General features: G+C 63.4%; 22 protein-coding genes. 9 read left to right on the top strand and 13 right to left on the bottom strand.

Annotated elements, in window-relative coordinates; all coding sequences use genetic code 11:
* Positions 1-157: 157 nt before the first annotated feature.
* The 5 genes from E1748_RS10425 to E1748_RS10405 all read right to left on the bottom strand — a co-directional run bounded on the left by E1748_RS10425 (position 158) and on the right by E1748_RS10405 (position 6,953).
* Positions 158-865, bottom strand: coding sequence for a PepSY-associated TM helix domain-containing protein (locus E1748_RS10425; protein ID WP_133647002.1), 708 nt, complete (start codon positions 863-865; stop codon positions 158-160).
* 46 nt (positions 866-911) lie between these two features.
* Positions 912-3,032: a TonB-dependent siderophore receptor gene (locus tag E1748_RS10420; RefSeq protein ID WP_240766440.1), complete on the bottom strand. Its 2,121-nt coding sequence runs from the start codon at positions 3,030-3,032 to the stop codon at positions 912-914.
* A 445-nt stretch (positions 3,033-3,477) separates the two neighbouring features.
* Complete coding sequence (locus E1748_RS10415; RefSeq protein ID WP_240766439.1) at positions 3,478-3,861, bottom strand: EF-hand domain-containing protein; 384 nt, start codon at positions 3,859-3,861, stop codon at positions 3,478-3,480.
* 79 nt (positions 3,862-3,940) lie between these two features.
* The gene (locus tag E1748_RS10410; RefSeq protein WP_240766437.1) at positions 3,941-5,716 is read right to left on the bottom strand and encodes a S10 family serine carboxypeptidase-like protein; all 1,776 of its coding nucleotides are present in this window, start codon (positions 5,714-5,716) and stop codon (positions 3,941-3,943) included.
* A 265-nt stretch (positions 5,717-5,981) separates the two neighbouring features.
* Positions 5,982-6,953, bottom strand: coding sequence for a quinone oxidoreductase family protein (locus tag E1748_RS10405; RefSeq protein ID WP_133647000.1), 972 nt, complete (start codon positions 6,951-6,953; stop codon positions 5,982-5,984).
* Positions 6,954-7,088: 135 nt separating this feature from the next.
* Between E1748_RS10405 and E1748_RS10400 the strand changes: the two genes are divergently transcribed.
* Together E1748_RS10400 and E1748_RS10395 are read left to right on the top strand one after the other, a co-directional pair.
* Positions 7,089-7,982 (top strand): LysR substrate-binding domain-containing protein, encoded by an 894-nt coding sequence (locus tag E1748_RS10400; RefSeq protein WP_133646999.1) that lies wholly within the window; start codon positions 7,089-7,091, stop codon positions 7,980-7,982.
* A gap of 27 nt (positions 7,983-8,009) precedes the next feature.
* Positions 8,010-8,594, top strand: coding sequence for an IMPACT family protein (locus E1748_RS10395; RefSeq protein ID WP_133646998.1), 585 nt, complete (start codon positions 8,010-8,012; stop codon positions 8,592-8,594).
* 25 nt (positions 8,595-8,619) lie between these two features.
* Here E1748_RS10395 and E1748_RS10390 read toward each other — a convergent pair whose 3' ends face one another.
* The 5 genes from E1748_RS10390 to E1748_RS10370 all read right to left on the bottom strand — a co-directional run bounded on the left by E1748_RS10390 (position 8,620) and on the right by E1748_RS10370 (position 12,555).
* Positions 8,620-9,564 (bottom strand): TauD/TfdA dioxygenase family protein, encoded by a 945-nt coding sequence (locus tag E1748_RS10390; protein WP_133646997.1) that lies wholly within the window; start codon positions 9,562-9,564, stop codon positions 8,620-8,622.
* 274 nt (positions 9,565-9,838) lie between these two features.
* On the bottom strand, positions 9,839-11,128 hold the full coding sequence (locus tag E1748_RS10385) for an MFS transporter (RefSeq protein ID WP_133646996.1): 1,290 nt from the start codon (positions 11,126-11,128) through the stop codon (positions 9,839-9,841).
* 3 nt (positions 11,129-11,131) lie between these two features.
* Positions 11,132-11,488: a hypothetical protein gene (locus E1748_RS10380; protein ID WP_133646995.1), complete on the bottom strand. Its 357-nt coding sequence runs from the start codon at positions 11,486-11,488 to the stop codon at positions 11,132-11,134.
* Positions 11,489-11,490: 2 nt separating this feature from the next.
* Positions 11,491-12,051, bottom strand: a complete 561-nt coding sequence (locus E1748_RS10375; RefSeq protein WP_133646994.1) for an isochorismatase family protein — start codon at positions 12,049-12,051, stop codon at positions 11,491-11,493.
* Between the two features lie 60 nt (positions 12,052-12,111).
* Positions 12,112-12,555, bottom strand: coding sequence for a MarR family winged helix-turn-helix transcriptional regulator (locus E1748_RS10370; protein WP_133646993.1), 444 nt, complete (start codon positions 12,553-12,555; stop codon positions 12,112-12,114).
* A gap of 111 nt (positions 12,556-12,666) precedes the next feature.
* Between E1748_RS10370 and E1748_RS10365 the strand changes: the two genes are divergently transcribed.
* Positions 12,667-13,152, top strand: a complete 486-nt coding sequence (locus E1748_RS10365; RefSeq protein WP_133646992.1) for a hypothetical protein — start codon at positions 12,667-12,669, stop codon at positions 13,150-13,152.
* Positions 13,153-13,381: 229 nt separating this feature from the next.
* On the opposite strand, the gene E1748_RS10360 is transcribed toward E1748_RS10365, so the two are convergent.
* Positions 13,382-15,667 carry a PA14 domain-containing protein gene (locus E1748_RS10360; protein ID WP_240766433.1) on the bottom strand — a complete coding sequence of 762 codons (2,286 nt, stop codon included), beginning with the start codon at positions 15,665-15,667 and terminating at the stop codon, positions 13,382-13,384.
* Between the two features lie 247 nt (positions 15,668-15,914).
* On the bottom strand, positions 15,915-16,817 hold the full coding sequence (locus E1748_RS10355; protein WP_133646991.1) for a LysR family transcriptional regulator: 903 nt from the start codon (positions 16,815-16,817) through the stop codon (positions 15,915-15,917).
* A gap of 173 nt (positions 16,818-16,990) precedes the next feature.
* Between E1748_RS10355 and E1748_RS10350 the strand changes: the two genes are divergently transcribed.
* The 5 genes from E1748_RS10350 to E1748_RS10330 all read left to right on the top strand — a co-directional run bounded on the left by E1748_RS10350 (position 16,991) and on the right by E1748_RS10330 (position 20,293).
* Entirely contained in the window at positions 16,991-17,920 is a 930-nt protein-coding gene (locus E1748_RS10350; RefSeq protein ID WP_133646990.1) for an aromatic alcohol reductase, read from the top strand.
* A gap of 185 nt (positions 17,921-18,105) precedes the next feature.
* Positions 18,106-18,831, top strand: a complete 726-nt coding sequence (locus E1748_RS10345; RefSeq protein WP_133646989.1) for a DUF899 family protein — start codon at positions 18,106-18,108, stop codon at positions 18,829-18,831.
* Between the two features lie 275 nt (positions 18,832-19,106).
* The gene (locus E1748_RS10340) at positions 19,107-19,430 is read left to right on the top strand and encodes an ArsR/SmtB family transcription factor (RefSeq protein ID WP_133646988.1); all 324 of its coding nucleotides are present in this window, start codon (positions 19,107-19,109) and stop codon (positions 19,428-19,430) included.
* A complete protein-coding gene (locus E1748_RS10335) occupies positions 19,427-19,837 on the top strand; it encodes an SRPBCC family protein (RefSeq protein ID WP_133646987.1) in 411 nt (136 codons plus the stop codon). Before E1748_RS10340 ends, E1748_RS10335 begins: the two co-directional genes overlap by 4 nt.
* Before the next feature lie 48 nt (positions 19,838-19,885).
* Entirely contained in the window at positions 19,886-20,293 is a 408-nt protein-coding gene (locus E1748_RS10330; protein ID WP_133646986.1) for a DUF1801 domain-containing protein, read from the top strand.
* A 92-nt stretch (positions 20,294-20,385) separates the two neighbouring features.
* Here the strand turns inward: E1748_RS10330 and E1748_RS10325 are convergent, their stop codons facing one another.
* Complete coding sequence (locus tag E1748_RS10325; RefSeq protein WP_133647328.1) at positions 20,386-21,603, bottom strand: MFS transporter; 1,218 nt, start codon at positions 21,601-21,603, stop codon at positions 20,386-20,388.
* A gap of 166 nt (positions 21,604-21,769) precedes the next feature.
* Here E1748_RS10325 and E1748_RS10320 point away from each other — a divergent pair, with 166 nt between their 5' ends.
* On the top strand, positions 21,770-22,789 hold the full coding sequence (locus E1748_RS10320; protein WP_133646985.1) for an AraC family transcriptional regulator: 1,020 nt from the start codon (positions 21,770-21,772) through the stop codon (positions 22,787-22,789).
* The last annotated feature ends 36 nt before the right edge of the window (positions 22,790-22,825 follow it).

Below are 22,825 nucleotides of genomic sequence, written 5' to 3'. Positions count from 1 at the left end.
AGGACACAGAAGAAGTGTGACGAACCGGCAGATGAGGAGTCCGCCATCGCCCCCAGCCAGGAGCAAGATTCGTCACGGGATTCATTATCCGGCGCGACGCCGGATTCGTCATCGGCTGGCTTCGCAAGAAACCGTTGCCGGATTCGCAGGAATCGCCCTACACCGCCTGCAACGCGAGCACGATCGACACCACCAGCGACACGACAAAAATCGTCGCACCGATCGTGCGACGGCGATTCAGTTCGGTCCACAGAATGACGCCTGTCAGCGACAGCAGGATCATCGCGCCCGCAATCGAATCCGCGAACAGAATCCAGCCGACGCCCGCACCCTGCGAGCGATGCAACCCCTCGAGCGTCGAGATCAGCCCCTGATCGCGGCGTTCGACGTCGACGAACGTGCTGCCCTTCCAGTACTCCGCATCGATCAGATAGCCGGGCGCGACGAAGCGCACGCCCCAGCGCTCCGGCTGAACCACCGACTGATCGCCCCACGTCACTGGACGCGAAGCCTCGCGCAACGTGCGTAGCGGCGGCCGGTCGAGCTTCAGTTCTTCGCGCAGGAACTCGCCGAGCGCCTTCGGGTTTTTCGGCGGCGGGTTCGGCAGCGCGATGTGCACCGTCGATACGATCGGGCCGGCGATCTTGATCTTCATCGTCGCGCGATGGTTCTGCAACAGACCGGTCACACCGAACAGCAGACCGATCACTGCACCCCACAGACCGACCCAGCCGTGAATCTTGCGCAGCCATTTCAGGAATTGGCTGCGCCGCGAACGCGTGCGGTCCGCGGCCTGCTTTGCTGTTTTTTCCAAAACAGCGCCTTCACGCGGCCTGGCATCGACGCGCGTTACGTTGGTACTCATGCTTCTCTCCTGCATGCATTCTCGAATGACCTATGAGCGGCGCGCATCAGAACTCGAGCGTCGAACTCAGTTCGAGCGTCCGCCCAAGACCCACGCCCAGCTGATTCGACCCGGCCGCGCTCCAGTAGCGCTTGTTGGTCGCGTTCTCCAGATTCGCCTGCAGCGACACCTTCTTGCCGTACACGCGAGTCGAGTAACGCAGCCCCGCGGTGAACAACGTGTAGCCGCCGATATACGCCTGGTCCGCGCTGTTCACCGCGCGCGGTCCGATGTAGTACAGACCGCCGTTGACCGACAGCCCCGCCAGCACCGGCACGCGATACTCGGCGAACAGGCTCGCAGTCACGTGCGGCGTGTTTTCCGGGGTCTTGCCGCGCAGCGTCGGGTCCGACGAATCGACCTGCGTCGCGTCGAGATACACCGCCGACGCGATCAGCGACACGTCCTTCGTCACGTCGCCCTGCGCGGAAATTTCGATGCCGCGATAGCGCGCGTTACCGTCCATCACGTACACGTTGTCGGCATTCGTTTCGGCGGCGGGCTGCCGCAGATTGAACAGCGCAAGCGACACGAGCATGCGGTCCGCGACGCGCGTGCGCACGCCGATCTCTTCCTGACGGCTGACCGCTGCCGGCAAAATCTGGTTGGCGTTCGCGGCTGTCGCCGGCGCGCTGCCTGCGGACTCGAGCGCTTCGACGTAACTCGCGTACACGCTCGTGTTCTGCGTGAGCCGGTAACTGAGGCTGCCCGACGGCGAGGTCCGGCTGATGTCCTGATTCGGCGTGCCCGCCTGCGAACTGATGTACTCGGAGCGCCGCACGCCCGCGACAAACTGCAGCCGCGACGTCAGGTCGATCTGGTCGAACGCATAGACGCCGCTGTTGCGCACGTGCTGCGCGAAAAACTGCTTCGGCGTGCCGCTCGCGGTGAGCTTCGTGATCTCGATCGGGTCGTACAGGTTCTGGTTCGCGGTGAAGAAGTACGTCGTGAAATCCGGCTGAAACAGCCAGTTCTGCACGACGCCGGCCGTCAGCGTGTGATTGATCGAGCCGGTTTTGAACGCGCCGTTCACTTCGAGTCGCACGTTCTTGTTCTCGTACATCTGGCCGTTCTGCTCGCTTGCCTGCAGACTGCCCGCGCCCGTCGCGACGTTGTACTTCTGGAACACCCATGCCCAGCGATCGCGTCGCGTGATCGACTGGCCGAGCGTGAAGGTCGCGCTCCAGTTGTCGGAGAACGCGTAATCGGCGCGCAGCAGCTGCGTGTTCGCACTCGACTTCGTCGGATGCACATTGCTGACGAGCAGCTTCGACGGATCGGGCAAACCGGGCAGCGAAATGACGCCGTTCTTCGCCGCGAGCGGCGCGATGCCGGCCTGCTCGACGATGCTCGTCTCGATGTGCTCGAAGTCGTATTGCAGCTTCAGCTTGTTGCTGATCTTCCAGTCGAACGCCGCGCTGATGAACTTGCGATAACCGCGATCGCCGTCGATCGGTGTTTCGACGTGCTCGTCCATCGCGTTCACGCGAATGCCGAACTGATCGTCCTTGCCGAAGCGTCGCGCGATGTCCGCGCTCGTGCCGTACGAGCCGTTCGAATCGCCGAGCACCGACACGCTCGTCACCGGCTCGTCACCCGCGCGTTTCGTGACCATGTTGACGATGCCGGCCGGCGCGCCGAAGCCGTAGTACAGCGCCGATGCGCCCTTCAACACTTCGACGCGCGACTTGTCTTCCATCGGCATCCAGATGTTGTTGTCGATCGGCAGCACGCCGTTGAAGTAGAAGCTCGCGCGGTTGTCGAGCGGGATGCCGCGCACCGACAGGTTGTCGTACGCGAGGCCGCTCAACTGCTGACGCGTGACGCCGGCGACGTTGCGCAACGCGTCGTAGAGTCCGGTGTCCCCCTGCGCATCCATCACGTCGCGTGTGACGACGTTCACGGTGGCCGGCACGCTGAGCGCATCGAGTCCGCGATACGGGCCGGTTTCGACGGTCGCCGGCGCGAAGCGGCGGGTCTTTTCGGCGGTGATTGTCACGGGAGCCAGTTGCTGGCCGTCGGTGGGCGCGGCACTCGTGTCCTTGCTGGCGTCCGCCGTTTCAGCAGAAGACGCGTCGGCGGCATAAGCCCCCTGCATCGACAAACCGATCACTCCTGCCGCCAGCATCGCCCGGTACGACAGCTTTCGCCGCACGCCCGATGAAACCGTCCGTAAAGCCGCGCGCCGCCGTCTGATCCCCGCCATGAAACCGATCCCCGATTGATGAAAGTACTGTCAACAGGGCCGCTTGTTATGCTGAACCGACACTCAGGCGACCCAAAAGGCGCCTATATTAATGCGAATCATTACTATTTGCAGAGAAATTTTACGTACGAAAGCCTTTCATTTTCTCGACATAAAACCGGCTGAAGGAAGGATTCCGAAAGTGGCGAGGCGGAACCGGAAGGAGGCTCGCAGCCCTGGGAGGATCGCTCGGTGCGACGGCATTCGAGGTGCCATGCCGCGCGTCAATGTGCGTGAACGTCACGCGACGCGGAGGAAAACCACATCGACGAATAACGACGGAAACGCGGTGCTTCGACAAGCAAAACACCGCGCCCACCGCATCGTTTTACTTCGACGACTCCAGATACCGCTTCACATCATCGAGCGACACCTTGCCGCTGCCGTTACGATCGATCGCATCGAAATGCGCGGCGACGTAACCGAGTCCCGCCTGCTTCGCCTGCGCACGCGTCATCGCACCTTGTGCCAGCGCGGTGGATTGCAGGCTCGCGTCGAGCCGTGCATTCGCCTGCTGATCGAGTGCTTCGCCGGTCGACGGTGTCTGTCTCGCCGTCGGCAGACGCGACGGAAAAAACGGCCCGTCGACGCCGCCATGTGCGCCCGCATTCGCAGGGGCGATCGCCTGCGTGTCACCTGCCGCGTGCGCGACCGGCAACGTCGCTATCAGTGCCGCGAGCAGTCCCGCGGTCATGCACGTTGTTGTTTTCATACGCATCGTCATTTGCGTCTCCATTGAGTTGAGCGGCGAATGCTGCGACGTCGGACGTCGATCTGCATTCGCTCTGTCTTCATTTCGTCGCGCGTGCCGCAACCTGCGTCGTAGCCGGCGTGTTGGCCGCCGTCGCATCGGGCCACGCGTCGCCGAGACCGGCGAGCGTCGTCGCACCGGTCACCGCGCCCTGCTGGTAGTACTGCACCAGGTCGGGCATCAACTGCTGACGCGAACCGTCGTCGAGATAGATCATGTGGCCGCCGGTGTACTCCTTGATCTGCACGTCGGCCTGCAGATTCACCACCGTCTTCAGACGCGCGAGTTCATGCTCGGTGTTGACGTACGGCGTCGCGAGATCGTGCCAGCCGTGCAGCGTCAGCACCTTGAGCGCCGGGTTCAGCTTGATCGCGGCCAGCAGGTCCGGCACCGTGTCGGGCAGCACCTGGCCTGCATGCGAGAAGTCCCACGCGTTGATGATGTCGTTGTTCAACGGAATGTAGGTCGCGTTCGGCGCCGTGTACTTCAACTCGTTAGGCAACTGCGTCGCGAGCACGTTCGTGAACGGCGTCGAGATCAGGATGTCGGAAGGATCGGAATCGCCTGCCAGTCGCGGGTCGTTGCTCGGCAGCGAGACGCGTCCGTCGTAGCGGCCAATCGTCGAGCCCGGCACCAGTTCCGTGCCGTAGAAGTTCGGCCCGAAATACGCGTTCAGCGCGGACACCGACATACCCGTCAGGCCGCTCCATTGCGAGTACGTGGTCTGATCCGGAAAGACCGGGTTCGTCACCAGCGGCGTGCCGTTCAGTTCGAACGTCTGCCCGTACTTCGCGAGCGTGGTGTACTGGTTCGTGACGAACGCGTTCAACTCGGGTGCGTAGTTGAGCGGACTCGACGGTGCGGGGCTGACCTGGTTGAAGAACGAAGCCACCTGCGCGAACGATGGGAACAACCCGGCCATCGAATCGGTGCTGTACTTGAGCGCCGCGCTGTTGTTGCCGAAATTGCTCGCGAGTCCGGGCATGCCCGAGAAGTAGTTGAGAATCGGCGATTGCAGCACGATGCCGGTCAACGGCACGCCCGCCGTTTCCAGCGACAGCGCGAGCATCGCAGTACGCGGACCGCCGTACGATTCACCGTACAGATAGGTCGGCGAACTGTCGCGATGATTGACCGCGATATAGCGCTTGATGAAATCGCGCATCACGTTGACGTCCGGGTCCGCGCCCCAGAACGTCTTGTTGGTGTTCGGCTCGATCGCTTCGGACAAACCCGTGCCGGGCGGATCGATGAACACCATGTCGGTGGTCGCGATCAGACTTTCCTTGTTCGCGACTTCCGGAAAATTCGGCCAGTTGGTCATATACGGATCGGGCGTCGCGACGCGGGTCGGTGCGAACGAACCGAGGCGCAGCCAGATCGATGCCGAACCAGGGCCGCCGTTATAGAAGAACGTCACCGGACGGGCCACGCCGTTTTGCGCGGGCGCCGTGTACGCGACGTAGGACATCGTCGCTTCGGGATTGCCGGATGCGTCGCGTGCGATCAGGTGACCGGTCGTCGTCGTGTACGCGAGGTTCTTGCCGCTCGCGTCCGTCCATTGATGATTCGCGATCGCGACCTGCTCGTTGGCATCTGACGCGCTCAGGCTGTCGCCGGCCTTGCCGGAATACGCGGCGTTGTCGACCGTCGGTTGATCGCCGGATGCGGTGTTCGCCGTCGTCTGACCGGCAGGCGTATGGATATCGTCACCGCAGCCCGTCAGTGCGAGCAACAGGATCGCTGCGCTCACACTGCCTTGTGCCGCTCGCCGCAGTTTCAGCGGATGTCGTGATCTCACAGTGCTTCGCTTCACATCGTCTCTCCTCGTTAGCGTGCCTCGATCGCCCGGCACTTCGGCGGGTCCGTGTTTTTGTATTCATCCGGTGCGACCTGCGTGCATGACGCACACGATGTTTAGTCGTGTCGACTAAAACTTTTCGTATGCGGTGTCATGCACGCCGGGTCGTCCGGCACGGATGGCGCAGCTTAAGCGGGCGTCTAACGGGAGTGGGTACTTTTGAGCTTCTTTGATGAAGTGTGGAAATGGATTTGTCGTGCGTTGCACAGCGCACGAAATGTTAAGGCAGTAGTACCGTGGCACCCGTCGTCTGCCGCGCTTCGAGTCGCCGATGCGCCGATGCCGCGTCGGCGAGCGGCACGCACGACGGAACCGCAATTTTCACTGCACCGCTCGCGACCACGCCAAACAGTTCGTCGCTCATCGCGAGCACGTCTTCACGCCGCACGAGATGATCGAACAGCAGTTGCGATGTCGCGAAGAGCGAACCCTTCTTCATCAACAGAGCGAGATCGAATGCGTCGATCGCGCCCGACGCCGAACCGAAGTTAACGAAGTGACCGAAGCGTCGCAAGCAATCGAGCGATGCAAGGAAAGTCGCTTTGCCGACACCATCGTAGACGACATGGCAACCCTCGCCGTTCGTGATCTCCTTCACGCGCGCAGCAAAATCTTCGCGTCCATATTCGATCACGTGATCGCAACCGCTCTCGCGCGCGAGCAGCGCTTTTTCCGCCGAACCGACCGTGCCGATCACCGTCGCCCCCAGATGTTTTGCCCACTGCGCGACGATCGTACCGACGCCCCCCGCCGCCGCATGCACGAGCACGGTCTGCCCCGCTTCGACGCGAAACGTACGACGCAGCAGATACTGCGCGGTCAGCCCCTTCAGCATCATCGCGGCGCCGGTCTCGAAGTCGATTGCATCGGGCAGGCGCACGAGAAAATGCGTGGGGACGATGCGCTCGTCGGCATACGCACCGAGCGTGCCGACATACGCCACCCGATCGCCCGGCGCGAAATCCTCGACGCCCGCGCCGACCTCGACGACCTCGCCCGCACCTTCGTTGCCGGGAATGAACGGCAGCGCAGGCGGCGCATACGCACCGGTGCGAAAGTAGATGTCGACGAAGTTCAGACCGATCGCGCGATTGCGCACGCGGACCTCGCCGGGGCCTGGCCGGCCGATATCGACGTCTTCAAACGTCAGCACATCGGGGCCGCCGTGACGATGGACACGGATCGCTTTCATGTTTCCTCCTGGTCGGGCACGGTGTGCGTGCCGGGTTCGGTGCGGGATGGCGTTGTGCACTCGCAGCGAAAGGAAGATAGCGTCCGGTGAACGATGTTTGTAGACTGCTGACGATCACATCAGAGTTCAACGAAAATGATATCGGAGCAAATTGGTCTCGACCTGCTTCGCACATATGTGGCGGTCTGCCGGCAAGGCAGCCTGAATCGTGTCGCGATGCAGACGGGCCGCACGCAGTCCGCGTTGAGCATGCAGATGCGCCGGCTCGAAAGCCTGCTTGAGCGCCGGTTGTTCCAGCGCACCGGACGCGGTGTCGTGCCGACCGCCGACGGCGAGCTTTTTCTCAGCTACGCAACGCGTATCCTCGCGCTGGGCGACGAAGCGGCCGATCGTCTGCAGGAAGCCGCGATCAGCGGCAATGTGCGCATCGGGCTCGCCGAGGAAATCGCCACCGCGACCCTGCCGGCTGCGCTGGGCCGTCTGCATCGCGCGCACCCGGACATTCATCTCGACGTCGTCGTGAACGACAGCCTCGCGCTCGGCACGATCTGGAGCGACGACGCGCTGGACGTGATGATCGCGCCAACCTCTGCCGTGACCGCCGATGCGTTGACGACATGGAACGTCGAACTGCAATGGGTGTGCGCGACAGACTACGCGCCGAACCCCGAACGGCCGCTCGATCTCGTGGCATTCGCGGCGTCCTGCCTGTGGCGTCGACGGATGATCGATGCGCTCGCGGCACAAGGTCGCGAACATCGCGTGACGTTCACCAGTCAGAGCGTGACCGCGCTACACGCTGCAATAGAAAGCGGTCTGGGGATCGGCGTGCTGCCGCCGGAATCGATCGGCACCGCGACGATGCGAACGCTCGATGAGTCAGCGGGTGTACCTGCGCCGTTGCTCGTGCAATACGGGCTCTATGCACGGGACAGGCGGACGACGGTGATCGATGCTGCCGTCGATGGATTGCTCGAAGCCGTGCGAGCAATGAGTCACGCGTGGCCGTCATCCCGATCTGTTGGATAATTCCGGGCTCAGCTTCCTCCACCCGACATGCCCCACTCGCTAGCCGCTCCCACCACTCACGAACTCGACATCCGCAAGAGCCGTTTCATCGGACATGCGATTCCGGTAAACGACCGCGACGCGGCAATGGACGAACTACGCCGCCTGCGCGATGCGCATCCCACGGCGACTCACGTGTGCTGGGCGTTGCTTGCAGGCGGTCAATCGGGCATGTCCGACGACGGCGAGCCGTCAGGCACCGCCGGCCGGCCGATTCTCGAAGTGCTGCGGCATCACGATCTGGAAGGCGTGCTCGGCGCGGTGATCCGCTACTACGGCGGCATCAAGCTCGGTGCGGGCGGGCTCGTGCGCGCATACACCGACGCGATCGCGGGTGCGCTGCTGGACGCGCAGTTGATCGAACGTATCGTGCAGGTGAGTCTGGAGGTTGAAGTCGGGTATGCGGACGAAGCGCGCGTGCGTCGCTGGATCGAACAGCAGCACTACGTGCTTGAAGCGGGCGAACACGGCATGAACGTGCGACTGTCGATCCGTCTGCCGGCAACCGCGCTCGACAGCGCACGCATCGCGTTGCGCGACCTCACACAAGGCCGCGCGATCCTGCCGGAATAAGCGCAGTCCGTCGACAGAAAAAACGCTACGCCGCGCGTGTCGCGAACGCCGGATTCTGCTCGCGACGTCGCGTCACGCTACGTCGTCCATCGACGCTCACCGGCACATCGCCGGCAATCGTCACGCGACGCACGACACGATGCGCGTCGCCATAATCGTTCACTGCGTAATGCTGCGTCGCGCGGTTGTCCCAGATCGCGACATCGCCTGCACGCCAGCGCCAACGCACGATGTTCTCGAGACGCGTCACGTAGCCCTGCAGCAGTTCGAACAGATGCGCGGAAGCGCTCGGCGTCACGCCGATGAAATGCTTGATGAAGTGCCCGAGAATCAGCGTTCTTTCGCCGGTCTCCGGATGCACGCGCACGACCGGATGCTCGGTCTCGTAGCGCGTCGACACGAACTGCTCGCGATACCGCTTCACCGCTTCGACGTCACGGCCACGCTCGCCGCCGCCGTTCGCATGATTCGCGTAGTCGTACTCGTTGCTGTGCACGGCCCACAACTGCTCGGCAAGCGCCTGCAGCGCGGGCGGCAAATCCTGATACGCGGTCGCGGTATTCGCCCACACCGTGTCGCCGCCCACGTCGGGAATCGTCACACCGCGCAGAATCGACGCCTGCGGATAGTCGTCGACGAAGGTCACATCCGTATGCCACGAATTCGCGCGGCCACCGCGATGCGAATCGAGTTCGAGCAGATAGTCGGTGCCGTCGATCACGGGCACCGTCGGATGCGAGACCGGATTGCCGAGCCGTTTCGCGAAGGCTTCCTGCTCGCTGTCGGTCAGATGCGTCTGGTCGCGAAAGAAAATCACCTTGTGACGCAGCAGCGCGGCGCGAATCGCGTCGATCGTCGCGGGCTCCAGTTCGCTGGACAATCGCACGCCATGAATTTCGGCGCCGATGCGGCCGGTCACCGGATGAATGTCGAGTTCGAGTTCGTTCGATGCAGCAAGGCTTAACGTCATCGCGTGTCTCCGTCGGAAAGGGATAATGCCCGTCGACAGATCTAACCAGCGATCGCCGCTGCCGTAAAAGATTTGTTTTTGCTGTGCTTATCAGATGGATGCGGTAATGCATGTGCGTCGGGCGACGCTGCGTGAAGGTGTGAATTCGCACCGGCGCTATCGAAGCGATCGCGATGCGATGGTGGCGCTTTCTTTGTTTGTGTATGTCTGCGATATCGTGGGTGATGCTGCAATCACGTCGATGACTTTTGAGCGCGACCGCGCGCTCAAAAAACTACGCCTTCCAACCCGACGCCCCCGCCTGCCCATCCGCACGATCCAGATCGATGCGCCACCGCCCAGCAACAGACCGCACGCGCAGATTCCGATACTTGATCAGGTAATGCAGCGCCATCGCCGCCGCGCCGAAACCCGATGCCGCGCCGACACACAGCGCCCAGCGCGGCCCCGCCGTATCCGCGATCCAACCCACCAATGGCGCACCGAACGGCGTCGTACCCACTGCGATCGCGAGACGCAGTGCCATCACGCGGCCGCGCATCACGGGCTCGGTGGTCAACTGCATCAGGCTGTTGGTCGAGTTGCTGAAGGTCAACGCGGACACGCCGATCGCCACCAGCGACGCGCCGAACCACCACACGTTCGGTGCCACGACCGCCGCCGCGAAGCCACCGCCGAACACAGCCGCACCGACCACCAGAAACACGAAGCGCGGTCTGTCGCGGCCGGCAGCCAGCAGCGCACCGACCAGCGTTCCCACCGCCATCGTCGACGTCAACAACCCGTATTGATGCGCGTCGCCGTGAAAGACCTTCACCGACATCGTCGAGACGTAGATCGGAAAATTCAGGCCGAACGTGCCGAGCAGAAATAGCATCCACAGGATGATCCGCAGATCCGGTCGCGAGCGCACATAACGAAAGCCTTCGACAAGACTGCCACGTGCGCGTCCCGCACGCACGCCCGCATGCAGATCCGCGACGCGCAGCAACCGCAGCGAACACAGCACCGCGAAAAACGACAGACCGTTGAGCACAAACGCCAAGCCCGAACCGGTCGCGGCGATCACGAGGCCGGCCACTGCCGGGCCGACCATCCGGCCAAGATTGAACGACGACGAATTCAGCGCGACCGCGTTCGCGAGGTCGGTGTCGCCGACCAGATCGGAGACAAAGGTTTGACGCGCAGGCGCGTCGAGCGCGGAGACGCTGCCGGACAAAAACGCGAACACGTACACGTGCCACAACTGGACCCATCCGGTCACCGTCAGCAGACCGAGCGCGAGCGCCAGCACACCGAGCGATGCCTGCGTCGCCATCAGCAGCTTGCGCCGGTCGAAGCGATCCGCGGCATAGCCGCTCAACGGCAGCAGCAAAAGTTGCGGCCCGAACTGCAAGCTCATCACGACGCCGACCGCAGTCGCGCTATGGTGCGTAAGCTGCGTCAGCACCAGCCAGTCCTGCGCGGTGCGCTGCATCCACGTGCCGATATTCGACACGAGCGCACCTGCCGCCCACACGCGATAGTTGTAGACGCGCAGCGAGCGGAACAGCCCTTGCGCCATCGCTCAGGAACCCTTAGGCGTTGGCGCCGCCGTCGGTGCCATTGGTGAGTTGCCGCCGTGGAACTGGCCGAAGTGCCGCGCCGCAAACAGCCCCATCACGAACATGCCGACACCGGCCGCAATCGCATCGCCGGGCACATGCAGATCGAAACTGTCCCTGCCGATCAGCAGCACATACGCGATCACGACGTTCGCAAAACCCCACACGAGATTCACCGTCGACGACGACAGCCCCTTGCCGCGCGGATTCGCGAACGGGCTCTGAAACGGACGCCCCATCATGCCGCTGACGAAATGCGGAATCGCGTTCGCGAAAAACGCACCGCCGAAAAAATACCCGATCATATGCAGCGAGTTCATGCTCACGCTCCCTTTGCGAGCAGATCGAGAATCTGCTGCGTCGTGCCGGTTTCGCCGAACTTCGGAAAGATTCGCGTGGTGCTGTTCGCGTGTGCGTCGATGTCGAGATCGGTCATTGCGTCGATTGCATACGTGACGTTGAAGCCGAGTTCGAATGCGTTGCGCCCGGTCGCCTCGACACCGCTGCTGGTCGACACACCGACGAGCACGATCTGCGTCACGCCTTCGTTGCGCAGATGCGCTTCGAGGTCCGTCTGCGTGAACGCGCCGGGCGTGCGCTTCGTGACGATGTGGTCCTGCGGCTGCGGCGTCATCTCCGGAATGAAGTCGGCGAAACCGGCGGGAAACTCGGCGACGCGACGCGGGTGTTCGGTGCGGCCCTTCGGCACATCGGTCACGTTCACGAGCACGATCGGCAAGCCGCGCTCGCGGAATGCATCGACGAGCGCAGCGGCGCGCGACACGACCCCGTCGATCGGATGCACGACCGGCATCGCGACGATGCCCTTCTGCAGATCGATGACGACAAGCGCGGTCTTCGGGTCAAGCGTGGTGACGGGCATAACGGGTTCCTTCGTGTCGGGTGTCGAATAGGGATAGCGGCACGCGAACGCGATGCACGCTCACGGTTCGCCCAGACGCTTGAACAGCGCAACCGCATCGGCGAGCGTGCGCTGCTCGTCGGGATCGAGCTTCGCGATCGCGGCGATCAGCCAGTCGTGTTTCGCGAGACTGCGCCGGCGCCGCACTTCTGCCCCCTTCTCCGTCAGCGAGAACAGCACCTGCCGGCCGTCAGTGGGATGCGACTGGCGCTCGATCAGCCCTTCCTGCTCGAGATCGGCGAGCGTCGCGCCCATCGACTGCGGCTTGACCATCTCGATGCGTGCCAGTTCGGCCGTGGTCATCGGACCGGCCTTGTCGAGCCGCGCGAGCGCGGACGTCTGCGACCAGCTGAGGCCGCCTGTGTCCGAGCCCTGGCGCAAGCGGCGTAGCAACTGACCAAGCGCAAGCGACAGCTCGGTGACGGTGTGTTCGAGATCGACGGGTTTTTTGCGGGTAGCGTTCATGGCGCAAGTATGGAGTTAAACAGGAAGACTTGCAAGTTTCCCTGTTTAACTAACTCGATCGAGCGGGATCGGCTAGCATAGGCACTCCGCAAAACCGGCACCGCGTTTGTGATGACATTCGATCAGGCAAAGCGACTCACGCTCCCGCATGCGCTCGCGACGATCATGCTGCTCGGCATGCACAGCGGCCTCGCCGCGGCGGATTGCATCGATCCGACCGATCCGTCGCTGGACGGCGTCCGGCGCGGCCAGGTCAATCCGTTCCCCGGCACATCGCCGGTCGTGTGGCGTGCCGCGCAGATGAGCACGGGCCTCGATCAGGCGCAGGTGAGCGTCGATGTCGCGTGGGTCGATCAAGGGGGACAGCGTCGACACCAGACGCTGTTGATGGGCCAGAAGGCGGACCAGGTACCGATCGTCACTCACGACGGACCGGTTCTGATCGTCCACCTCCGTTACTGCGACTTCGCGGGGCCGTGTCGCGCCGGCAACGTGCCGTACGCATGGGATCGCGCGGCACGCCGCTTTATCGCGACGACCACGGTGGGACGGCGGGGAATGGCTGAGGCCGAGGCGTGTGAAGACGGGCAGGAATGAGCCTGCGTCGATGAACGGCTTCGCGATCCGGATCGCGCGGATGCGTTTCGTTTTGCGGTGACACGGATAGATAAGATGCAGGTCGCGAGAAGTCGATGGCTTCGATGACGTCGAACCCGCCGGAGACACGAACAAAGAGCCGAGGCCATCCAGCGACTCGCTCATCGCCATAAAAAACCGGCGGCCCAAACAGCGCCGCCGGCTCCATTCCTTCCCAAACCAAACCCGCCTACCCGATCCCCACCAGCGACCCCGACGGCACCACCTTCAGCGCATCCGGCCGTCTTGCCAGCGGATTCGACCACATCAGATGCATGCTCGCCGGTCCGGTGTTGTGCACGTACTCGACCTTGATCGACACCGGCCGCCGCGTATTCAGCCACGTCGTGCCCTTGACGGTCGACAGCGACGACGTCTTCTTGTTGATGATCTGCACACCGTTGATCCACAGCCGCGCGATGTTGTCGCTGTTGATCGAGAACGTGTAGAAGCCCGGTACCGCCGCCTGGATCGCGCCGGTCCAGCGCACGCCGTAGCCGGTCGCATTGACGCCCGCCGATGCATCCGGCGAATCGGTCCCGCGCTCGGTGTTCAGATCGAAGTCGATCAGCGGCGTGATCGAGCTTTTCACGGGCGCGCTGTTGAACGTCGGGTCGTTGTAGTACGCGACGTTCAACACCGGCAGCTTCACATCGAATCCACCCGTCAGCGCCTGCGTTTCCGATGTCGACCACGGATGGCCGTCGGGGTAGATCGTCCCCTGGAACGGCGTCGCCGGTTCGACGGTCGCGGGTGCGCCCGGCACTTGCCCCCAGTGGAAGCGCGTGTTCGTGCGGCCGATCATCAGTTCCCAGATGATGAAGCCCGTCGTACCGCCGTAGTTCGAGACGATCCCCGACATCGTCTGCCCGGTCGTGCCCGGGAAGCCGCGTTGCAGCGTTTCGGAATTCAGCGCGTTGACAGAGCTGCCGTTCACCGGACCCGTGTACGGATTGTTGTACGGATGGAACGCGTAGAAATCGGAGAAGTACGTGCCCTCGTCTTCCTGCACCTGCGGCGAGTTGATCGGCTGCGTGGCACCGGCGTTCAGGATCGCGATGCGCGCGTCGTTCATCATCACCGCGCGCGTCTCCTGCAGCGAGCCGTTGCCGCTGCAGCCCGGCTCGTTCATCGGCTCCCAGAAAATGATCCGAGGATCCTTGCGGTGCGGCGCGACGAAGTCGGTGATGTAGTTCGCGAGGCTCGCCTTGTACGTGACGTTCGCATTCGACGCGCTCGGCTGGAAGTACGCCTGCTCGATCGGCGTGCCCGGCGACTGCACCCACTGGCTGTTATGCACGCCCCACACCGGCGCGGGCTGCGGACCATACTGCGGCGTCGTGTTCCAGCAGTCGTCGTAGAAGATCGGCGACACCTTGATGCCGTGACGCGCGGCGATCTCCAGCAGGTTCTCGAACTTGCTCAGGAACGCGACGCGGTCGTTGGCCCACACGAGGTAATGCAGATACACGGCGATCGTGTTGATGCCGTAGGTCTGCGCATACGTCAGCTCGCGGTTGACGAGCGCGGGGTCGTAGTTCTCCCAGAAGTCGATCGCGTTCACCGCGTTCGACTGCGTGTACACCATGCCGACGACCTTCGAGAAATCGTAGACCGGTGACTTCACCGCCGGATACGTCTTGATCGTGATGTTGCTGAACGTCGCGCCGACGCCGAAGCGCCGCACGCCGAAGCTGCCCGATGCGAATGCCGCCGGCAGCGCGTTGGTCGCGTCGTTGACGCTGATCGCGCGTTGCCCGTCGAGATCGACGGTGATCGCGGTGCCGCTCGTCGTGACCTTCAGATGATGCGTGCTGCCGCCAACCGCGCTCGCGACCGGATACGCAATGAAGTTGGTCCAGTTGTTGTTCTCGCGGCCGACGACCAGCGAGTGCGAGCCCGTGTCAAGACCGATGAAGTACCCGGTCAGGCTGTCGGGACCACCTGCCGTCGGATTCGTCGTGCGGACGATGAAGCCCGCGTTCGCCGGTCCGTTGCCGACCGGCGCGCTGACGGTGATGTCCGCTTCGTACGACGCGGTCGCATAGGTGCTGCCGAGTGCGACAGCCTTGTCGCCGGCACCGGTGCCGTTGGTGGCCGGCGGCGGAATCGTGATGCTGCCGGCGGACGTGCCCGGCACCCAGCCCTGCGTCGAACCGGCCGCGAGATAGCTCGTGAAATCGCCATAGCCGAGCGTCACGGTCGACAGCGCGCGCGGCGGAGGAGGCGGCACGTACGGCGGCAGATGCTGGTCGGGATCCTTGATCACGACGGGCGGCGTCGACACCTTCATGCCGAGCGGCGTCGCTTGCGTCGCCCTGAATTCGTTGTCGGCATTGGACGCCGCAGCAGCGGAAGCCGCCGCATCGACGACCGGCGTCTGATTGTTCGCCGTCGGAACGGCGGAAGGCGAATCGCCCCCGCCGCCGCACGCGGCCAGCATCGTGGCTGCCGCAAGCACCAGATAATTGCGCACGTCTGTCTCCTCGGTCGATCGGAGCAGGCGCTCCGATCCCATGCAAGATGATTGCTGAGATCCCGTTCAGGAAGCGGTCTAAATTATTATTAATTTCTTGCGTACGCGACCAGCCATCCCACGAGAATTAGACAGGACGCAGAGGAAAGGTCTGGTAATGAATTCGCCGATGAATAATATTATTAGTAAACAGTATCTCTATCGGGACTTACCCTGACCGCTTGAGGCGACCGGACAAACGGGCGATCTAGACCAGACCGTCCGGCGGAAAAATCTCCGCAATCCACCCGACGAACGCCCTCACCGCCGCCGTCGCCTGCCGGGCTTCCGGGTAGACGATCGACACCGGCACGGGTGCGCGACGCATGCCGGAGAGAACCTCCTTCAATCGACCGGTCTCGATGTACGGCGCCGCGACGAACTCCGACATCTGGATCAGTCCGAGTCCTTCGAGCGCGCACTGCACGTACGCCTCGGTTTCGTTGACGGCGAAGCGGCTTTCCATCGTCAGCGCGAGATCTTCGCCGTCGACGGTGAAGCGCCAGTCCATCGGACGACCCGTCGCGTTCGTCACGTAGTTGATCACGCGATGCGTGCGTAGCGCGCTGACGGTCGCGGGTTCGCCGTGCTCTTTCAGATAGCGCGGCGACGCGCACGTCAGCCAGTTCAGTACGCCGAGGCGTCGCGCGATCAGACTCGAATCCGCGAGTTCGCCGGTACGGATCACGCAGTCGATGCCGTCGTAGATCAGATCGGCAGGCCGGTCGCTCAGTCCGAGCACCAGTTCGATATCGGGAAAGCGCTGCTCGAATTCGCGCAGTCTCGGCAACACGATCGCGCGGCCGATCACGCCTGGCATGTCCGCACGCACGCGGCCGCGCGGTAGCGTCGCATCGGTTGCAAGTGCGCCTTCCGCCTGCGCGATCTCCGACAGGATCGCGCGACACGATGCGTAGTAACGCTCGCCCGCCGCAGTCAGGCTGAGTGTTCGCGTGCTGCGTCTGAGCAGCGCCGTGCCGAGATGCTGCTCGAGATTCTTGACCGTCGTCGTGACCGACGAACGCGGCATCGACAGCGTCTGCGCCGCCTTGCTGAAGCTCTGCGCTTCGACGACGCGTACGAAGGTGGTCATCGCGTGAAGTTTGTCCATGAGCGCACGTCCCCGGTTCGGCCATCTAAAGAAAACGCATCTTACCGTCGCAGGAAAGACGGTTCTTCAGCGTTGGCGACACGTTTTATCAATTCCGGCACGGCGAACAATGACGTGGCTGACCGCCCCTACACTTCGCTCGAACCGTCTTCCCATTCCACGAGGTCATCCCCATGTCGCACCCTCATTCCATTCTCGTTCTCGGCGCCGGCGAACTCGGCATGGCCATGCTGCGTGCGCTCGCGCGACGCGCGACAGCCGGCGTGTCCGTCACGGTCCTGCTGCGTCAATCGACAATCGACTCCACCGATCCCGCGCGGCAACGCGACATCGCCGAACTGCGCGCGCTCGGTATCCGGATACTCGCAGGCGATCTGTCGGCGCAGTCGACCGAAGCCCTCGCCGCGACGTTTGCGCCATTCGACAACGTCGTGTCGTGCACCGGTTTCGTCGGCGGTCCCGGCATCCAGCGCAAGCTCGCCCGCGCGGCACTCGACGCGGGCATCAAGCGCTACCTCCCATGGCAATTCGGCGTCGACTACGACGTGATCGGCAGAGGCAGCGCACAGGATCTGTTCGACGAACAACTCGACGTGCGCGACATGCTGCGCGCGCAGCACGACACCGAATGGATCATCGTGTCGACGGGCATGTTCACGAGCTTCCTGTTCGAGCCGTCGTTCGGCGTCGTCGACCTCGACGCCGGCATCGTGCACGCGCTCGGCAGCTGGGACAACGCGGTGACCGTGACGACCGCCGAAGACATCGGCGTACTCACGGCCGAGATCCTGTTCGCCGAGCCGCGCATCGCGAACCAGATCGTGCAAGTCGCAGGCGATACGGTGACGTACCGGCAGCTCGCCGATACCATCGACGCGTTGCTCGGCCTGACCGTGCGTCGCGAAGCATGGAGCGTGCGGCATCTTCTCCAAACGCTCGCCGATGAACCGGGCAACACGATGCGCAAGTACCGTGCGGTGTTCGCGGCGGGAAGCGGTGTCGCGTGGGACAAGGCGGACACGTTCAACGTGCGGCACGGCATCCCGGTCAGCGATCTCGAAGCGTGGATGCATCGCCATTTGATCGCGGCGCCCACGTTTTAGCGAATAGCCTCTCCATCTGGACTACTCTGAATTCCGGAAACAGACGAAAAAATCTTCGATCGACGATGGCGCCGTTGTCGATTTCCGACTGTGCCGTTCGTCGTGCCAGTAGGGACGACGCTTATCGCTATGCAGCGACGCAGCGCGAGCGGCCCCATTCCAGTCCACCCAGAAGGAGATCGTTTATGACTTCGGCAAACGGATCCACACCGACGTTAAAACCCGCAAGCGAGCTGGCCCAGTCGCCGCTGCGTTACCCGGGCGAAAGTGCGGAGTACCGGCGTGCGCGCAATGCGCTGCTGGAGGAGGAAATCGAATTGCGGCGGCACATCGAACGCGTTGCAGTGCAACGCCGCGCGTTGCCGCCTGGCGGCGAGGTGCCCGAGGATTACCTGTTCCAGGGCGAGCACGGGCCGGTCAAGCTCTCGCAGATGTTCGGCAAGTTCGACACGCTCGTCACTTACAACTGGATGTTCGGTCCGCAGCGTGAACAGCCGTGTCCGATGTGCGCGTCGCTGCTGGGCGCACTCGACGGCGAAATGCGCGACATCCTGCAACGCGTCGCGTTCGCGGTGATCGGGCGCGCGCCGGTCGAACGTCTGGTCGCATTCGCGCATGAACGCGGATGGCGCTATCTGCAGTTGTATTCGTCGGGCGGCAACACGTTCAATCGCGACTACGCGCACGAACAGCCAGGCGGTGGCGACAATCCCGCATTCAACGTGTTCACGCGATCGGGCGGCACAGTACGCCATTTCTGGGCTGCGGAACTCGGACCCGAAACCGCCGACCCTGGCGAAGATCCGCGCGGGGCACCCGAACCGATGCCGATCTGGACGATCCTCGACATGACCCCGGAAGGTCGCGCACTGGACTGGTATCCGAAGCTGGAGTACGGGGCGGCGTCGTAGCGCGGGCAGGCGATGGGCTCGTTCGTTGCGATGCGATGTTGCTGTCGATCGTGGCGCTCGAGTCCACTGTCGCGTGAGAAGCGACGCATAACCATTCAGAGATACTTCACAAAAAATCTCGGCCACCAATGAAACACCAGGGTGTCAGTCCATCAAATCAGTCTCCATTTTGAGGCTCGAAAACCAAAATAATCGCACCGACACACATTCCCGCTTGACTTCCCCGCACCTCGGCGACTATCGTTAACCAATAACCAACGGGTTATCAATACGACATGCCGAATGCTCACGATGCGCTCTTCAGGACTCTCGCCGATCCCACCCGGCGGGCTATTTTCGAGCGCCTGTGCCGCGAAGGCGAGCAGACAGTCAGCGCGTTGACGGCGCGTGCCGGGATCTCGCAACCGGCGGTCTCGAAACATCTCGGTGTGCTGAAGCAGGCCGGGCTGGTACGCGATCGTCAGGCGGGCCGGCAGACGCACTACGCCGCGCAGATCGGTGCGCTGGCGCCACTGGCCGACTGGACGAGCGACATGATCGGGTTCTGGCAGAACCGTTTCGACCGCCTCGAAGACCTACTCAAAAGGATGGATCAATGAACAAGCCAACGACCGAAACCCGTTCCGTCATCGTCGAACGCGAGATGCCGTTTCCGCCGGAGAAAATCTGGCGTGCGCTCACGCAGCCGCACCTGATCTCCGAGTGGCTGATGCAGACCGATTTCGAGCCGGTCGCGGATCACCGGTTCAGTCTTCGCGCAGACTGGGGCTCCGTCGACTGCCAGGTTCTGGAGATCGAGCCGCACAAGACGCTGTCCTATACGTGGGCGGCGTATGGCCTGGAAAGTGTGGTCACGTGGACGCTGACACCGACAAAAACCGGAACCCAGCTGCGGATGGAACAGGCGGGCTTCCGGCTGGATCAGGAGCAAGCCTACCAGGGCGCCGGATACGGATGGCAGAAGTTCTTCGCGAATCTCGAACAGACGCTCGCGAAGATCGATTGACGCTTGCATGCACGGCGGCAGTACAGGAGAGATCGAGGAGACAAGGACATGAAGAAAGGCGCGACCGAGGCGGCACCACCCAGCGAATCGGCATCCGAACTGATCGACGCAAAAATCGCCGGGCTGAACGACTGGCGCGGCGAGATGCTCAGCAAGATCCGCGCGATCATCAAGGAAGCGGATCCCGACGTCGTCGAAGAACTGAAGTGGCGAGGCGTGCCGGTGTGGTCGCACGACGGCATGATCTGCACGGGCGAGACGTACAAGAGCGCCGTGAAGATGACCTTCGCGAAGGGTGCATCGTTGAAGGATCCGGCCGGCCTCTTCAACTCGAGCCTCGACGGCAATACGCGTCGCGCGATCGATTTTCATGAGGGCGAGGCCATCGACGCGAAAGCATTGAAGGCGCTTATCCGCGAGGCGGTGACGTTGAACGGATCGAAGGTTCGTCGGTAGTTGGCCTGTGGAAATGGGCGTTGACGGAGCGCCCATTGCCCATTAATCATCGAGACGCTGAGCCAGCGTCTCGATCAAAGCCCACCTCGCCATCACCGCGCAACAGCCGCCGCTCTTGCCGGAACACCCGACAGAATCGTGACCACTGCGACGACCAGCACCACCACTGCGCCCAGGAACACACCTTTCACACCGCTGGCGTCAAAGACGACGCCACCGACCGCCGCCCCCGTCGCAATCGCCAGTTGAACTGCTGCAACGATAAGCCCACCCGCACTCTCCGCTTCGTCGGGCACCGTCTGCGTCACCCACGTCGACCATGCGACCGGCACTCCGCCGAACGCCACGCCCCACAGCGCGATCAGCACCGCATCGGCGATCGGCGCGCGACCGAGTACGACGAGCGCGACGCCAATCACGGCCATCGCGGTCGGCATCACGATCAGCGTCAGCCGCAGACTGCGCTCGAGCAAACGCCCCGCCAGCGACGTGCCGACGAAATTCGCAACGCCATAGCCCAGCAGGATCGCCGACAGTCCGTTCACACCGACGCCCGCGACCCCTTCGAGAAACGGCCGTAGGTACGTGAAGAACGCGAAGTGTCCGGTGAACACGAGAATCGTGCCGAGAATGCCGAGGCCGACCGTCGGACGCATCAGCACGTCGATCAGCGTCCGTAGACGCGTCAAACCGCTCGGCGGCATTTTCGGCAACGTCGCCGCCTGCCAGATGAGCGAGAGGAAGCCGAGCGCGGCCGCGATCAGGAACACGTTGCGCCAGCCGATCAGATTGCCGAAAAAGCTGCCGAGCGGCGCGGCGGCAATCGTTGCGACGGCCACGCCGCTGAAGATGATCGACAGCGCACGCGGCACCATCGCTTCGGGCACGAGCCGCATCGCGGTCGCGGCGGACATCGTCCAGAAACCGCCGATCGCGATGCCGAGCAGCACGCGGCCGATCAGAATCGCTGGCAGGTTCGACGCGAACGCGACGAGGAAATTCGACGCGATCAACAGCACGGAGAACGCGAGCAACACGCGCCGGCGGTCGATGCTGCGCGTGACCGTGGCGATCACGAGGCTCGTCAGCAGTGCGACCGCCGCCGTCGCGGTGACGGCCTGGCCGGCGACGCCTTCGGTCACGCCGAGGCTCGACGCCATCGGCGTCAGCAAGCTCGCGGGCAGGAACTCGGCGGTGACGAGCGCGAACACACCGAGCGCCAGTGAAAAGACGGCGCTCCATGCGGGCTTGCTTGTCGACGTTGTAGACGTGCCCGTAGATTGCGCGGGCGGATCATTTGCGGCCGGCATGGCATCGGCGGCTTGCACGTAGGTATCGCGAGAATTCATTCGGCGTTCCGTTCCGGGAAGCAGGGGTTTCCAAGGGAAATGACAGGATAAGGAGCAGGGTCAAGACGGTCTATGACGTAAAATCCGCTATGCTTGATCGATCGTCCGAACCGTACGGATCACCGACATGTCATCCCCTTCCGACGCCCACGATCTGATCAGCGAACTGCTGCTGGGCATGCGCCTGCTTGGCGTTCAGTACCGGCGCATCCAGGTCAAGCGACCGTTCGGCGTGAGCTTCGGTCACGCGCCGGGCCGCGCGCAGTTCCACTTCGTCGGGCGTGGGCCCGTGCTGTTGCGCAGTACGAGCGGGACGCTCTACCCGCTCGAAACCGGCGACGCACTGCTGCTGCCGCACGGTGGCGCGCACGAGCTGCTGTCCGCCGCGGACGTCCCGAGCCGCGAGATCACTACGTTCGACATGGCGAAAATCTGCGATGCGATTGCGTCGGTGGAAAACGCGAAGCACTGCGCCGCGCACGCCGAAGCAAACGGTTCATACCCGCCCGTCCCACCGGACGATGCGCTGATGTTCAGCGGCTGCATGGAATTCGATCTCGGCAGCATGCAACCGCTCGTCACGTCGATGCCCGAGGTGATGCACGTGGGCACACTGCTCGGCCGATATCCGGAGATCCAGCCGATGCTCGACGCAATGGAGCGCGAGTCGCGCACCGAACGCGCGGGCTACGCGGGCATCCTCGCGAGACTCGCGGACGTCGTGGCCGCGTTTATCGTGCGCGGCTGGGTCGAATGCGGCTGCGGCGACGCGATGGGCTGGGTGCAGGCGCTGCGCGATCCGCGGCTCGGCCGGGCGATCGTCGCGCTGCATCGCGATCCGGGGCGCAACTGGACCGTCGCCGAACTCGCGTCCGAGATGGGCAGTTCGCGCTCCGTTTTTGCCGAGCGATTTCTCGCGGCGACCGGCATGACGCCCGTCCGCTATCTGACCGAACTGCGCATGCGCCTCGCCGCGCAGTGGATTGGTCACGATCGCGAAGGGATCGAGAGCGTCGCGTATCGGCTGGGGTATGGGTCGCTCGCGGCGTTCAGTCGTGCGTTCAAACGGGTGGTGGGGCATTCGCCCGGCGCGGTGCGCGCGCAGGGTGGTGCGAAGAGTGGGCAAGGTAAGGCGGTGCCGGCGTAGACAGGTGCTACGCGCCCAATTCAGCGCACCGCAGCA

This window comes from Paraburkholderia flava (genome assembly GCF_004359985.1).
In the GTDB taxonomy this organism is placed as follows: Bacteria; Pseudomonadota; Gammaproteobacteria; order Burkholderiales; family Burkholderiaceae; genus Paraburkholderia; species Paraburkholderia flava.
This window is presented reverse-complemented; position numbering and strand designations above follow the sequence as displayed.